Genomic DNA, 13,804 nt, shown 5'->3' with positions numbered 1-13,804 from the left:
GGGAAAGCACCCCGGTAGGGTTAAAATTGAATCTGGCTATCAGACCTTACTAGCGGGTACTCGACATCTGGTTGTCTTCGTATTGCTGCTTGGCCTGTTTCACCAGATCAATGTCACCGTCTCGCAGCTTTTGAATATCAAGCTGTAGACGAGCCTTGTGTTTCAACAGTTCAGCGATCGCATTATCAATGTGATCAATGAGTGATTGGTTTTTTTTGATGGTGTAACTGTTGAGTTCATCGAGCTGAGTCCATACAACACCCGAATGAGTGTTCAGCAATGGGTACTCTGCTTCGATCTCACAAACCACACCGTTTGCTCCTTCTCGGTAATGAGGGAACCCGACACGCAGACCAATACGACGGTCCAGCGCTGCATTCACAGTACACTCCAAGGAAGATCGGTTTGAAAAAACATCATTGACGTTTTTAGACATGCTATATCTCCATTCAGTTTATGACGGAGACCCCCTAACAGGAGGTGCTCCCGTCAGGGTTGATAATTTGCTGTTTGTTTTTGGCAGCCAGCTACCGCACTTGAGCGCCTAAGGCACTTTCCGAAGCATCCTGGGAATCCGAGAAACTTGGGAAAGCGCGGGGTTTCCCCCTGCGCCGATTACCCTTCTCAAGGGAACGGTACGCCGATTTCTCGGCGCACTCAGATTGAATCTACACAGTCAAGAACCAGCGCTTCATAGGTACGGTGATGTCTAACATTCCGTTTCCACATGGACTCTGGCCCCAGAACCTGTAAGTCGTCTCATAGAGGTCAAACTCAGACAAAGACTGAATCTGCGCTTCTGAGACCGGCTCAAATGGCCCACCGCAACCGATGTGCATATTGAGCCCGTAATCTTGAAGCTCTAGCTCTCCGAGGTTTAGCGTTTTCCCGCCCACACAAGCAACCAAGTTCTGGTTTCTGACATCGCCCTCTTTGAACAGCAAAGCTGACTCATCGTAGCTCCCATATTGGTTGGTAAACTTTACAATATGCCCGTGCTTAGGTGAGGTTTGTTCCGACAGCTCTTTCAGCAATTGCTTTACGCTTTGGAACCTTGCGTAAAGAGCTGGCGTAAATTGCCCAGAGTAGTTCAAGTTCGGGCAGATCATCTCAAGCATCTCATCAGGCACTGATTCAAGCCCCATTTGCGCGGCCAATGGCTTCGCCTTTTTCAGGCCTTCCTCAAGCACCCTCTGATTTACAAGTTGTTCTAATGTGTTCATTTAACTCTCCACTTACGAGAGAGCAATGTAAGCCGTCTCCGGGCTTACATTGCCCGTTAACGGCTTATTGGTTTATCCCAAGAGAAACGGGGCTACGCCGGTCAAGAAGCCCATGACTCCTAACACAGCGCCAACCACGCCCAGTTTGATTGACAGTTGAACACTTTGATCCGGATGGTTCCAGAACCACTGCCAGACTTCCCAGCGCCTGGCTCTGCGAACCTCAAGATTTACAGTGTCTTTAAAACGAACCCCCAGGACATCAACCGCATCGTAATCCAGCGCGACCGCCAGCTTGGTGATGGATAAATTCCCTGGGTTGCCCATCGCATATCGGAGAACCTTTGCTTTGGTCTCTGGATTTACGATCATAACCGGCTCCCTCCTGAAAAAACGGGCTGTGTCTTTTCGCTTGGAATCCATATTGCGGTTGCCAAACGGTGTGACCACACGATTCGGATGACCAATTGCAATCGGGATTATTTGGTTCACTCCAGGCTTCATGGTCAGCACGGGGTTTTCATTCACACTCCCCATTACTTCATTTGTGACTTGCCCTGACGAAACATATGCTGGGACGTCTTTTTTCATAACGCTTGCCGGAACAATAGGAATGTCATCCGAGGCATAAGCCAGTGATGTTCCGAGCGCCAAGGACAGCGCCAGGAGCGAAAGTTTAGCGTTGCTCTTCATGCTTTCTCCGATTCTCTTCTTTACGCTGGAGTTGCTCCAAAACAGTTTTGGTGCGTGGCTTTCCCACATAGGTTTCGATGTAGTCCAGCACTGGCGCGTAGTTTGAAATCTTGAGAGCGAACTCATAGGTGCGTTCGCTACGATCTTCATTAGAAGAAGCCCCCTTGACATAGGAATATCCGTAGACAAACACTTTGTCGCTCTTGGGCTCGTACTCAACAAAACGAGGCTCGAACCGCATAGTTACGCGGTCGTTCTTGATTTGTTGAGCTTGAATTTCGATGGCATCAATCACGTCCTGATAGATGCTCGGGGAGAGTAGCGGGGTGATCCGCTCCTTCACAAAGTCCACGGTTCCGGGAGTCACGTTGCCAAGGAGCTGAGCAAAAGCGAAGGCCCAAGCCTCCTTGTATGACTGAGAGGCATTGCTTTTCGTCACCCAGGCTTCTTCCGTAAGCGTGAAAGGCTGGAGAGTGACGATGGTTTCCTTGCTAAATACTTGGATCACCAGCAGGAAAACGATAACGATAAGACCACCCTGGAAGATTCGACCCCACTTATTTTCTGTTTGGGTTCCTTCCCAGGTCTTGAGATACTTTTTCAGGTTCAAGGCAAATACCTCCGGACAAACGGGTTCTTGAGAGATTTGGCCTTGGTCACGATAAACCCGGCCCAGTAGATCATGTGGAGCAGGTATCCATCCGGATGGTTATCTCTGAACCGGCGATAAAGGTTGGTTACAAGCAACCCCCCTAAAAAGCAGACCAGAGCTTTACCGATGACGACTCCTATCGTTAGCCCCAAAAGCATCGGGGCCAGCTCATCTGCGCTCCACAACAGCAGATGCGGGGGCTCATCGACCCGACGCGGTATCTTTACAGGCTTCATAGCAACCCTCTTTTTTCCTTGTGGCCTGTATTTTCATTCAGGGTCACTGATTTTCTGCCACGGCTTCGCGCCCTTTTCGGGCACTTCCAGCGACAAATAAAAAAGGCGGCCTGAGCCACCTCTTTTGCGTTTACTGGAGCGGTTATTGATTTTGAGGAGTTGCTTCCGAGTCTTTTCTCGAAGCCGAAACGCCAACCACAGCAGCAAGCTCGACTGACTCGTTGGCATTGGCTCTAAACTTGAACAGCAGACTGTACGCAGCCAATAGGAAGAAACTGAGGATGCCCCAGTAGGTCTGAACCGTTCCCAAAGCCTTGGCCGGGTCACTTGCAGCTCGGCTGGCTGCATCAGCAGCCAGGTTAACCCACTGACCCCAGTCGAAACCTGCCGCAAAAGCTGACAACCAAAACGCGACTGCTACAGGAATGATGAAGATGCACATCAGTACCGCATTCATCAGGAACCAAAAAAACTGTTTATTTACGTTCACACCACCCTCCCCTTAACCAAGAAAATTGTAGGTGTGTTCCAGGTTAACCCCAGCAACGACACCGATAGCGAACATCACCTGCCAGACAAGGAGTTGCCAGGAGACGAATGAACCAGATGAGCTTTCACTTTCTCTGGCATGAGCATGTGCGGACATAGACCCTCCAAATAACTTGTCATTATCCCGGAGCAATCGTCTCTTAATTGAACAATCTTGGCACAGTGCTGTTGCTGCCCATTTTGGGCACCGCGATAAGGTTTATTCGTGCGGGGTAGGAAAGAAGGGCGAAAAACTTTCACATGTGAAAGTTTAAAGCGGCCAATGGCCGCTTGTTTCACATTGTTTTGTTGTGTCGGAGTTCCTGATAAGCATCCCATGCTTGTTCTGACGAGACACCGCGACGACCAACGTCCGTAGCGCACTCAAGGTCCATCATGTACGCCTTGGCATTTTGGTCAACCGTATCGCCCCAGGTCATAGCCGATGGGTACTTGGAAACCTTAAATACCCTCTCAAGCTCAGCCTTGTGATCGTCATCTTGAAGCAGCGGTTCCGTTTCGCCATTATCCCAACGGATATAAGCCTTGTCCTGTAGGGCTTTCAAATGCAAAGGGACGAGTAATGTGGAGATCACTTCGCCAGCTCGGACGTCTTTGTAGGCACACCAGTGAGATTTAACGGTTATTACACCATTTACCAAAACGATGTCACACGCCAGTGTTGCTTCAACACTATCGTTAACATCCTGACGAGCGTAGATCTCGACGAAACCAACCTGCTCCGGATCAACCTTGTCGATGAAGCTCCAAAAGCGGGGATATGAGGTTCCATCGCTGATCGTTAACCGGCCACCATGCTCTTTCAACATTCTATTCAGTTGTGCGGTGAAGAACGCTGCTGACACCTTTCGCGTCAGAGGTTCCAAATCACTAAGTCCTAGAGTGGCTCCATCGCTTCCGTTATACACTTTGCCAAAAAAGAAATCGCTTTTGCTCATTAGGCTTTGCCTCCTTTAATTGCTTGTTGGGTCAACTTGACCCAGCTCAACGGGTTTTCGCAGTCAACATGGGCGGCAGCAGCCCCCAGCACTGTTTTATAGGCATCTCCACCAGCCGCCGTGTGTACCGCCAGCATAAACGAAAACATGGGATCACTTTGCATAGTGGCTATCATCATTGCACTGGAGGTGTTTTTTAGCTGGCAGTTTTCAACCCGAAGGTTGAGTACATCTCTTGCAACCATCTCACAGTCAGGACACACCTTCTCAAGGTTCTTGAGCTTTGCGTCGTCATTCAGTACATCGGGAGATGCTATGGCACTACCGGCCATAAACAGCCCCAGTGCCAGCAGTTGGAATTTATTGGTTACTTTCATGGTTCCTCTCTATATCGTTCCAATTTCGTTTCGGTAGAAGAACAGTGGCCCAGTGACTGTCCTGAGTTCCGGCGTTACTTGCTTTATTCTTGAGCAAATATGCTGCTTGAAATAGTTGTGGTATCCGTACATAGCAGGGCGTGTAAAAACGGAAAAGATAATGAGGGTGATGGCCGCGCCAGCGGCCCACCCGATCACGTCCGGAGATAAAAGTCCTGACACGTCAGAGATGCGTTCAGGTTCAATTAGGCGGCACGCCACCAGCACCCAGAACCAGATCACCGGCATCACAAAGAACATTTTGACGACGCAAGCAATGAGCACCTTCACCAAATTCAAGCCCTGCTCCCAGTAAAGCCACCCCGCAGATAGGGATTGGCGACGTATCACCTGGTAGACGCTCAATGGGATGTCGCACATATGCACCCCATCTTGATTCATAACGGAGTAGCTCATCTCCCCCTCCCTATACCCGTTTCTGGAGGTTGCCGAACGTCAGGCCAATGAGGACACAGCACGTCATCATTGTTATCGGAATGACAACCGGATCGAGCGCTATGGGGATGAAGAACGCGATGAACAATCCGACCATCAGGTACATCGTTCCGCGAACGCTATAACGATGGAGAACCGGACTCGCATAATCGAAGTTGGTCCGCTTAATTCGCCATGTCATCATCCCGTCATATACCGCAGGCGCGAACAGGATCAGCATATAGGGAGCCCACGCGGACAATAGCGCTAACCGTGTGTAGAACTGGTAAATGACGTTGACAAAAGCTTCCATGCGGCCTTTGACCCAAACAAACCAGCCCTGCCCCATATCCTGCATTCCCTTGGACTTCTGGCGTTCCTCTTCTGATGGGATCAGCGTTTGGTACATCCCCTCATAGAAACCGGAATCAATAACGCTCGATCTAAACCAGGTAGATGCTTTGCTCTGTATCCAGTCTCTTGCTTCGACCCCAAGACTCTGCTCCACCAGCACGGATTCCCTTTTGATGGCTTTGTCTGTCCAGTCGCCAGGGATCAACAGCAATATCGCCAGCAGCTCAATAACCAGCAGCCATGCGACCAGTAACCACGGCTTCTTCATAGTCGGTTCTCCTTAAAACAGTTTTCACACTCTCACAGGTGATGAGCTCATACAGCAAGCCACGCAAAGAGGTCTCATCCTCATGAGGCTGCGGGTTAATGGATAGTTCTCCTGGATGGGAAGAAAGCCAAAGTGAGAACGACTCTCCTGAATCGACAGACCATGAATCGCCACCACTATCGACAATTTGCACTTCCAACGCCCGGCAAGTTTCAGTGATCAGGGTTTCCAGAAATGCCCCTATTCTGGCCGGGTCCTCATACTTTTCTCTCTGCTCATGAAACACGAGCTGGCTGTAGCGATGCAGAGCTTCTTCAATGATCGGGTAAATCACAGGCTGCTGATTGGCCTTAATCCCATCTGTGATGTAACAGCTCAGCTTCTCGATGATGACCTCCGATGCGGGCCAGTCGAATTGAAGGATGCTCAGGATATGAGCGTTCTTGCGGCCACGACTTTTCAACTCATTCATAACCCGGTCAAACGGGTTCACATCGACCATGATGGCTACCTCATAATCTCTATACTTCTTGTCACACATAGCTCTGCTCTTACTGGGTCAATATGGGCAGACGGCCTTTTACGATTGTTCCGCCTGAAATCTTGGCTATGTATTCCAGGTTCGGAAGCATCCCCAGCAACTGGGCAGGGAACAGATCCGCCTCCTCCTCCATCAAACGCTCACCTTGGTTGCCTCCGTGCATGATGGGCTCCTTACCATCCGTGTTCTGGCCTTGAGTCCGCATGACGTACTTGAGCCGGGTCTTTGGCAGGTTATCCGCGATATATTCCTGGGTTTCACCATCGACAATACGCAGAGCAAAAGTGTTGTTGATGTTCCCCAGCACCTGGAGCGCTTTGTCTTTGCTGCCCAATCTGGCAGCGAAGTCGGCAAAAGTCTGAGTCGCCACGAAGAGACGAAGTTTCGCCCCGCGACCTTTGTTCAGAAGCTGAATGAATGGGTCGTTGATCACCTCAGCAGCCTCATCCACAAAGATGTTTACGGGTCTGTTGTTGACGCCGTAGTTGTATCTGTCACCGGCAACCGCTGTCAGATCTGACAGGAAGATGGACCCCATAGCACTACCAACCATGTTGTCTGTCAGGGAGTCGAGCCCCAGATAAGCTACTTGAGCGTTGTTGATGATTTTTGCGGAGTCGGTGATCTGGCGTTCGTCACTCAGATCAGATGAGTCTGGAGATAGCAGAGGGCCGAGCTCCCCGGACGTCAGCATATTCATGATCGGCAGAAGGTTCGCCACCATCTTGGAGAAGTGGGTTTGGTCATGCTGGAACATCGACAGCAAGCCTTCCAGATCAGAGTTCGGGTGCTCAGGCTGGATGATGTCGTAGTAGAACTTCATCAACGCGAAAGCAATCTTCTCACGCGAACCGTTTTTCGCTTTCTCCAGATAGGCCGCTGCTTCTGCCTCCCAGTCAGGTTTCACTCGTTCGGAGTAGGCCTGAACAGCCTTGATAACCAGGCCAGCAGCACCTCCCTCAAGGAAGCGGCGGAGCTTTGTCAGGTTGGGGCGATCATGAGTAAGAACCAAACCCTGCGCGATGTTATTTAGTGCTTGCCAGCCAAATGACTTGAACGGGTCAGCCCCAGCTTCTGACGGGATCAGTGCGGCCAAACGACTAGCGATTTCAGTCACTCGGGTGAAGTTACGCAGAGGGTCAATACGCACCGATTCTTCTGGAAATGCCGGATGAAATGAGACGAACCTTTCCGGCTGTCCCATAGCTTCACAGGCACGTCGAGCATTGTCCCGCATCTCTTTATCCCCTTTCGGGTCTATGATTATTACGGCCTCACCACGGAGAATGGCCTGTGAAATCAGGATGTCGAACATACGGGTCTTGCCCGAGCCAGTGGTCCCAACGATCAGCGAATGCCCCTCGGTGTGCTTGAGCGGCTGCATCAACTTCTCTTCTTTTGGCTCTACCCCGTGAATCCAGGGCTGTCCGATTGGCAGTTCCTTTTTCTTACCCTGTATCTTCCGGACAACCTTCTTGACCGTAGACTCTTTGCCTACGATAGAAGTCCAGTCGCGTTTCAGGATTTCAAAAACGCGCTGAGCATGGCGGTTTTCCCACAGGAATCCACTACCAAGCCACATATCCTCCGGCGTGTCCTTGATGTACTTCTGGAGCTCCGCTATGGAAATGAACTCCAAGTCGCGGCCTTTCAAATGCTTTTGGAGCAGGTGAAGTTTGATAGCCTTGGGCAAACGAGCCATTGCCATCACGCCACAGATCCCGGTCATCCAATAGAAGGGTTCCGAAGGCATAGTGCTGACTTGCTCTACGGCCAAAGCGGCGCAGGAAGCTGCCATCCAGCCTGCTACAGCATTTTTTTCATAGTTGGGCCGCCACGGCATCTCGTAGGCGAGCGGGTCATAACTCATTGTCATGCTTTATCTACCTCTAAATACAATTTCCCTTGACGTTTCTTGAGCAAAGGGCGTCTTTGTGCCCTGCTCAGCAATCCATAGAGGATGTGTTTACTGATCCCGACGTTTTCCCCGGCAATCATGTCAAAGGCTTTGACGCTAGTGACCAAGCAGCCGTCTTCTTCCAAGACCGGAGTAACGAGCCATCTTCCAGAGCGTTTTTGGATCATATCCTTGAGCATCAGGAGCGCTTTTTCAGGGGTAACACCAGACGGCAAGAAATCTTCCTCGTTGATGTCTTTCGGGTTTGTTTTCGCCTTCGGCGGCTCAAACTCCCTAACCTCGGGCTCGTCCCTTTCTCGCACCTCGACGTGCCCCAATTCCCTCTCGTGCTCAACTTTTGGCTTAGAAGCCACTGGCTGAGCTTCCCGCTTAGGAAGGCGAGCCACGTTCTGTTTTTCTTGGTCTTGGACCGGTTTGCGCTTCTGCTCTTCAACCAAAGAAGCAACGTTGCCCTGCTTTTCTTTCGGCTGTTGCTGGAGGCTCTTGTCTTTCGTCTTTTGTTCAGACCCGGCTCCGGCATCAACCTCTGGCTTCTGTTGCTGCGTCTTTTTTCTGCTCTGCTGTTTCGGGGCTGATTTGTTCTTGCTTACGCCCGAGCCAGGGGGAGAGACAAGCTCAAAGGCCTCCTGGTATCCCCCCATTGAAGCCTCAGCATCCTTAATGGCCGCCACGACCGCATCTGAAAGCTGATCCACCAGCACAATTGCTTTCACCCCGCTGAAATCACGAACTTTGCGACCTGGCATAATCGGGTCAGGAACAATCGCATTGGCGTGGGACAGCTTAGAGAGAACCTCTGACGGAGCCCCCAGCGACCGGGCACCTTCTGGGTACAAAATAACTGCCTGCCCCTTCATCAGGCATAGGACTTCTCCCAACGTCGTTTTGCCTTCCAGAACAGGCATGATCGCCTGTTCAAGCAACGTCGATGCTTCCCCGTACCCAGCCAACATCTCAGAGAGCAAGGTCTTTGCGTCTTTCTCAAGCTCCTTAGGTTTGCCCGCATGTTGCATATCTGGCGCGGGTATTGTTTGTTCTGGTGTATCAGTCAGCATCGGGAGCGGCTCAATTGCCCACGATGGCGGTTCATCAGAATCACTGAATATTGGGAAGTCACCGTTCTGCAGGGAGTTTTGTTCTTGTGGAACGAAGTCCGGTTTTGGTTGTTCCTCTTGCTTTACGGGCTCTGTTATATCTGGGATTGCAAGGTTTGTTGCGTCAGTGCAAGCTGTTTCTGCCGATGCGTTGAATACGTCAAATGGGAAGTCGATGTCTCCCAGCCCGCCCCCAACATCCTTGAGTGCTTGCAACGGATCGTCATTCGCCAACGGAGGTGCGTTTTTGGCAATGTCCTGAGGGGACAAATCTTCTTTTACCTCAGGTTTCTGGGGTTGTTTCTCCGCTCTTGCTTTACCCGGTTTACTCTGCTGCTTGCCCTTCTTGCTTGCGTCAGGCTTAGGCAATTCAGTTGATTCTGTATCCTCTTGCTCTGGCTTTTCCTCGGCTATGTCTGAGGTGCTTTTCAGCATCGCCATCGCATCACCAAAGCCAAGGCCAGCTAAAGCCTTCTCAGCTTCAAGCTCTGCGGCCAACATGTCATTGTTCAGACCAGCGTCACCTTCTGCTTGGTCCTCGTCAGCTTCCTCTGGGTCAACGAACTCAATCTCAGCGTCTTCAACATCGCCAACAACTTCCCCAGTAACAGCCGCAGGAGGCTCAGTCGTAAACACCAGGTCGTTTGATTCGAGACGGAGCATCAAGATCTTCACCGGACCAGCAGCTTCCTGGAGCATCTCAGGCAAAACTTCCCAGTAGCGGTAATACGCACGCTCCCCCTTCTCCTGCACCGTGTTTGGTACAGCAAAACCACGCTCGATGAGAATGTCAGCCAGCGTGTCAGGGTCTCGTGGAATACCGGGGATCTTGTCTTGGCTGATCAAGTCGTAGAGGTCGCCAAGTTGTTTCCAGGCGATGAAAACACCTTGGTTCAGGTGCCAAACTTTCGCACCTGGCTCATTGACCTTCCATTTTCCGGTTTTAACCAAGCGGCGGATGGCATCGAAAACGTACCGTTCGACAGGCACACCATAAGAGAACTCGTTTACATCGAGACGACTCTGGCGAAGGTCCCGAGAGACGCTCTCTTGGTCAGCACGAAGCATCAGCTTGGTCACAGGCTGATTAACGCTGGTTCCCGAGATCGCCTCCAGCATTGCCTCGATGATGGAAGGACCTGACTTGGAAAGAAACTCTTGCGTCTCAGCCGGAATAATTCGATGCCAAGCCAGCAGGGAAAATTGCTCATGCCTTTTGTGTCTCTTATCGCGCCACCGGATAAAGTAACGATCTATTCCGTGACGGTACGCCCAGTCATGAAGTGATTCTGAATAAGGATTCCATGTGATCGAACCGTCTTTATCTGTAATAGACACATCTGAGAGAGGTTTACCCACGTCATGCAGCAGCCCGGAGAAACAGCTCGCCAGTCGCCAACGAGGTTCATTGTCGCGGCGTTCCCGAGGCGTCCCTTCGATTGAAAAAATTACCGACTCAGATGCCTGAGTTGCCCAAAAGGCTACTTCAAGCCCATGCCGGAATAGGCCACCAGCACCACGGTGGTGGTGTGATTCGGAAGCAGGTAGCAGGTGAACAAACGCGGCATACCGCTGAATCACCGGCAAAACAAGCCGGTTGAAGTCGTCCACTGTGAAACCGAGGGAGTTCCGCACTTTCTCAATCAGTTCGGCTTGGGTTGCCAGTATCTTGTCTAATGGGGCCACTGGCAGGCCCTTGGCGAAAGGCGGGTATCGAGGGATTTCTTCATCTTCCACGTCTTTAAGCGGCAACACTCTGGCGCTTGGCGCGGTTTCGATCGCTCCACTTCGCCCACCAAATAATTTGTGCAGGGCTTTCAGCATGTAGGTTGACCATATTCCTATCGTATTTCTCGTCGCTACATGCTCTCAAAACACCTTTAAATCTCACACACGCCTATCTGTCCAATTTGGGCAGTTTGAGAAACCAGCTTTCCACTCCCCCCCTTTTAGAATGGGCTCATCGCCAATGTTTGATGAGGAACGACACGATGAGACAACTGATAGCAGTTCTGGGAGTGGCACTTATGGCCGGGTGTGCCTCTAACACTTCCGAGCCAAAAACTCAGCCCCAGATCGCCTCTGCCGAAAATGACAAACCGGCCCGAGTTAGCCGTGAACTGTCTATGTCATGGGACAACATGGGGCGCGGTGGCGCTGCATTACGCCAACCTGGTTATATCCATGTGCTGGGCGACGGTAATGTCAGCGCAATGGTGAACAAGGTCAAAGATGACTCCACTGGTTCAGATAAGGCTCCAGTGTGGATCAACCAGAACGAGGATGTGAACGAAGCCATCAATACCTTCAAGTCCATGAATAAAGGCAAAGGCTATTCGCTGTACGAGTTGTCACGCTGGGAACGCTATTGCAATGGCGGCAAAGGTATGGATGAGCACGACTGGCGTTTTGTAGAAGCCGAGGGGGCCACAAACATCCCCAAGGACGTTGTGACCGGTTGCATTCCACCCACCCATACCTATCAAGGTTATCTGAATGCCTGGACGCATTTTTGCACCAGCCAGTCTGTAACCGACGCAGACCGCCGCATTGTGCGCGAATCAGTGCGTCCCTATTCAGTGGTGAACCCATGCAAAGCTCTGAAATAAAAAACTACACAGAGCCAGACCGTAAGGCTGAGCTCTTCGACGCTTTATCAATCATGCTCCAGGAGGCCGGTTCGAGGGGTAATTCCCGCGAAGCGGCCTATGTCATTTCTGGAGTCCTGAATAACCTTTCCAGAGACTACCCCGAGGTAAAAGTTATGGCACAAAGCTGGACTGAGCTGGCGAATCTGGAATTAAAGATGAAAGGAGCTGCTTAATGGACCTTTATATCTGTGAGAAGCCTTCTCAGGCCAAAGATCTGGCTGGCGTAATGAAGGCCTCTCAAAGAGGTGATGGGTTTCTCCATGATGGAGGAAGCCGAGTAATTACCTGGGCGTTCGGCCACCTCCTGGAATTATATATGCCAGACGATTATGACGAACGCTACAAGTCATGGTCACTGGACAACTGGTGCTTTCTCTCGTCAAGAACGCAGGCATCCTGCGAGAAGTTGACTCTCTGGCCTGAATTGACTTCAACGCTGTGACGTCTGCACAATCCCCGAGGTGCTTCTCGATCACCGGCCACAATCTTCCACCAGCTCTCTGCTCAGGTTTCGGTGGAACGAACCCAGGGAAGACCGACGCCACCATGTAATAGCGTTCTCGCCCCTGGTAAGCGCCGAAATCCAGACCGTTCAAAACCATCTCAGTGAGGAAGTACCCCATCCGCCGCAGTGTCGTTCCCATCATCGCCCCAGCCCCGGATGCTTTGAAGTTCGGGACGTTTTCCACCAGCACGACGGCAGGGTTCATGACCTCGATCTGTTTTAGTGCCGGGTAAACCATGTCGAGCATGGTGGAAAGATCTTCAAGAGAACGCTCTTTGTCCCTTGGACTTTTGGCGTTTGAGTGGTCATCACACCCCAACGAGTAATGGGCCAAACCAATTGGTGGGCACTCCGCCAGCAAGTCTCCAAGGCGATCCAGCTCCAGGTGATGAATGTCTTCATTCAGCAGGATACGCGGGGAGCTGTTCACCAGCGTATTGAGCGCATGTACTTCACTCAGGTTCCGCCCGGATGCTCTGTCTCTGGCTTCAACTGGACGATGCTCCAGAACAATCTCAGCCTTCCAGCCAAGCGCTTCCATAACATGAATGTCTACCCCGCCAGTCAATGCCACAAAGGCACGGAAAGGACTGGTTTTTCTGAACCGATCCGCAATGGCAAAGACCCTGTTTGCGACAGGAGTGAAGACTACTCGGCCTTTTCGCATTTCGACGTGGAAACGCTCTGTATAGCGAGGGAAGCACTTATCTATGAGCCCTTGTCCCGAAAACTCAATAACGGTTTCCAGCGGGTTGTTGGAGCGACTCTTTGGTTGATACCGGCGCTGATAAACCAGGTGTGTCTGTAGTTCATCGGTCGCCGGGATCACCGAAAAACCGCTCATTCTCTCCCCCGGCTCAACGGCTATACCCATCCCAGGCTTGAACCCCATAACATCCAAAAAGTTGGACGAAACTCTAACCTTGCGTTTATCACCTACTCGATTGAACGCAAGTTGTTTGGTCACTACGGAGGGGGAGACGATCGGTAACGCTTGGGCTTTCATCTCCCCCCTCTATCGCTTTTCTGTCCGACAAGGCGGAGATGATCGGCGGCCAAGTCATACTGCTCACTCTTGTCGCGGCGGCGGAACCTGTCGAAAAATTTCCCTCGTGGCAGGGTCTCTTCCATAGCGATCAGCCGATTCAGCCACACATCTTGGGGCAGCATCCCTGCTGGAGTCGGCCCGATCTTACGCCCTTCCCTGATGTGTTCCATTGCTTGCGTGGCAGTAAAAATCGCACCACCAAACTTTCTCCACTTGAATTGCAGGGTCATATCTGGAGATTCATCCAGCATCAACTTCTTATTGGTTTGTTCTGTCACGACAA

At 51.3% G+C, this 13,804-nt stretch carries 18 protein-coding genes and 1 pseudogene; 3 read left to right on the top strand and 16 right to left on the bottom strand.

Features of this window, described 5'->3' with window-relative positions:
• Positions 1 to 49: 49 nt before the first annotated feature.
• The 14 genes from E6P06_RS02325 to mobH form a co-directional block, all read right to left on the bottom strand.
• Positions 50 to 436, bottom strand: a complete 387-nt coding sequence (locus E6P06_RS02325) for a hypothetical protein (RefSeq protein WP_000042273.1) — start codon at positions 434 to 436, stop codon at positions 50 to 52.
• A gap of 232 nt (positions 437 to 668) precedes the next feature.
• Positions 669 to 1,223, bottom strand: coding sequence for a hypothetical protein (locus E6P06_RS02320; RefSeq protein WP_001093866.1), 555 nt, complete (start codon positions 1,221 to 1,223; stop codon positions 669 to 671).
• A 72-nt stretch (positions 1,224 to 1,295) separates the two neighbouring features.
• On the bottom strand, positions 1,296 to 1,916 hold the full coding sequence (locus tag E6P06_RS27850) for a hypothetical protein (RefSeq protein WP_246862882.1): 621 nt from the start codon (positions 1,914 to 1,916) through the stop codon (positions 1,296 to 1,298).
• A complete protein-coding gene (locus E6P06_RS02305; RefSeq protein WP_039272415.1) occupies positions 1,900 to 2,526 on the bottom strand; it encodes a TraE/TraK family type IV conjugative transfer system protein in 627 nt (208 codons plus the stop codon). Before E6P06_RS02305 ends, E6P06_RS27850 begins: the two co-directional genes overlap by 17 nt.
• Positions 2,523 to 2,804 (bottom strand): type IV conjugative transfer system protein TraL, encoded by a 282-nt coding sequence (gene traL / locus E6P06_RS02300; RefSeq protein WP_000805626.1) that lies wholly within the window; start codon positions 2,802 to 2,804, stop codon positions 2,523 to 2,525. Before traL ends, E6P06_RS02305 begins: the two co-directional genes overlap by 4 nt.
• A gap of 142 nt (positions 2,805 to 2,946) precedes the next feature.
• Positions 2,947 to 3,294, bottom strand: coding sequence for a hypothetical protein (locus E6P06_RS02295; RefSeq protein ID WP_039272417.1), 348 nt, complete (start codon positions 3,292 to 3,294; stop codon positions 2,947 to 2,949).
• Between the two features lie 12 nt (positions 3,295 to 3,306).
• Positions 3,307 to 3,450, bottom strand: coding sequence for a hypothetical protein (locus E6P06_RS27575; RefSeq protein WP_168199038.1), 144 nt, complete (start codon positions 3,448 to 3,450; stop codon positions 3,307 to 3,309).
• 178 nt (positions 3,451 to 3,628) lie between these two features.
• The gene (locus E6P06_RS02290; protein WP_039272419.1) at positions 3,629 to 4,291 is read right to left on the bottom strand and encodes a hypothetical protein; all 663 of its coding nucleotides are present in this window, start codon (positions 4,289 to 4,291) and stop codon (positions 3,629 to 3,631) included.
• On the bottom strand, positions 4,291 to 4,668 hold the full coding sequence (locus E6P06_RS02285) for a hypothetical protein (RefSeq protein WP_000869260.1): 378 nt from the start codon (positions 4,666 to 4,668) through the stop codon (positions 4,291 to 4,293). The genes E6P06_RS02290 and E6P06_RS02285 overlap by 1 nt, the downstream gene beginning before the upstream one ends.
• A 9-nt stretch (positions 4,669 to 4,677) precedes the next feature.
• Positions 4,678 to 5,124, bottom strand: coding sequence for a hypothetical protein (locus E6P06_RS02280; RefSeq protein WP_039272421.1), 447 nt, complete (start codon positions 5,122 to 5,124; stop codon positions 4,678 to 4,680).
• 10 nt (positions 5,125 to 5,134) lie between these two features.
• Positions 5,135 to 5,764 (bottom strand): DUF4400 domain-containing protein, encoded by a 630-nt coding sequence (locus tag E6P06_RS02275; protein ID WP_000743448.1) that lies wholly within the window; start codon positions 5,762 to 5,764, stop codon positions 5,135 to 5,137.
• On the bottom strand, positions 5,721 to 6,266 hold the full coding sequence (locus E6P06_RS02270) for a hypothetical protein (protein WP_023356350.1): 546 nt from the start codon (positions 6,264 to 6,266) through the stop codon (positions 5,721 to 5,723). The genes E6P06_RS02275 and E6P06_RS02270 overlap by 44 nt, the downstream gene beginning before the upstream one ends.
• 49 nt (positions 6,267 to 6,315) lie before the next feature.
• Positions 6,316 to 8,181 carry a conjugative transfer system coupling protein TraD gene (gene traD, locus E6P06_RS02265; protein ID WP_000178858.1) on the bottom strand — a complete coding sequence of 622 codons (1,866 nt, stop codon included), beginning with the start codon at positions 8,179 to 8,181 and terminating at the stop codon, positions 6,316 to 6,318.
• The gene (gene mobH / locus E6P06_RS02260; protein WP_058662807.1) at positions 8,178 to 11,141 is read right to left on the bottom strand and encodes a MobH family relaxase; all 2,964 of its coding nucleotides are present in this window, start codon (positions 11,139 to 11,141) and stop codon (positions 8,178 to 8,180) included. The genes traD and mobH overlap by 4 nt, the downstream gene beginning before the upstream one ends.
• A gap of 167 nt (positions 11,142 to 11,308) precedes the next feature.
• Here mobH and E6P06_RS02255 point away from each other — a divergent pair, with 167 nt between their 5' ends.
• The 3 genes and pseudogenes from E6P06_RS02255 to E6P06_RS27845 form a co-directional block, all read left to right on the top strand.
• A complete protein-coding gene (locus E6P06_RS02255; RefSeq protein ID WP_012766323.1) occupies positions 11,309 to 11,926 on the top strand; it encodes a hypothetical protein in 618 nt (205 codons plus the stop codon).
• Positions 11,908 to 12,141 carry a hypothetical protein gene (locus E6P06_RS02250; protein ID WP_039272424.1) on the top strand — a complete coding sequence of 78 codons (234 nt, stop codon included), beginning with the start codon at positions 11,908 to 11,910 and terminating at the stop codon, positions 12,139 to 12,141. The genes E6P06_RS02255 and E6P06_RS02250 overlap by 19 nt, the downstream gene beginning before the upstream one ends.
• A pseudogene (locus E6P06_RS27845) lies at positions 12,141 to 12,329 on the top strand (hypothetical protein); the annotation flags it as partial. The gene E6P06_RS02250 and the pseudogene E6P06_RS27845, both read left to right, overlap by 1 nt.
• Here E6P06_RS27845 and E6P06_RS02240 read toward each other — a convergent pair.
• The gene (locus tag E6P06_RS02240; protein ID WP_246862881.1) at positions 12,250 to 13,479 is read right to left on the bottom strand and encodes a DNA cytosine methyltransferase; all 1,230 of its coding nucleotides are present in this window, start codon (positions 13,477 to 13,479) and stop codon (positions 12,250 to 12,252) included. The pseudogene E6P06_RS27845 and the gene E6P06_RS02240 sit on opposite strands and share 80 nt — an antisense overlap.
• Positions 13,476 to 13,799 carry a hypothetical protein gene (locus E6P06_RS02235; RefSeq protein ID WP_001553028.1) on the bottom strand — a complete coding sequence of 108 codons (324 nt, stop codon included), beginning with the start codon at positions 13,797 to 13,799 and terminating at the stop codon, positions 13,476 to 13,478. Before E6P06_RS02235 ends, E6P06_RS02240 begins: the two co-directional genes overlap by 4 nt.
• Positions 13,800 to 13,804: the final 5 nt, after the last annotated feature.

Origin of the sequence: Citrobacter sp. CF971, from assembly GCF_006385635.1 — a bacterium.
Lineage (GTDB): Bacteria > Pseudomonadota > Gammaproteobacteria > Enterobacterales > Enterobacteriaceae > Citrobacter > Citrobacter freundii.
This window is presented reverse-complemented; position numbering and strand designations above follow the sequence as displayed.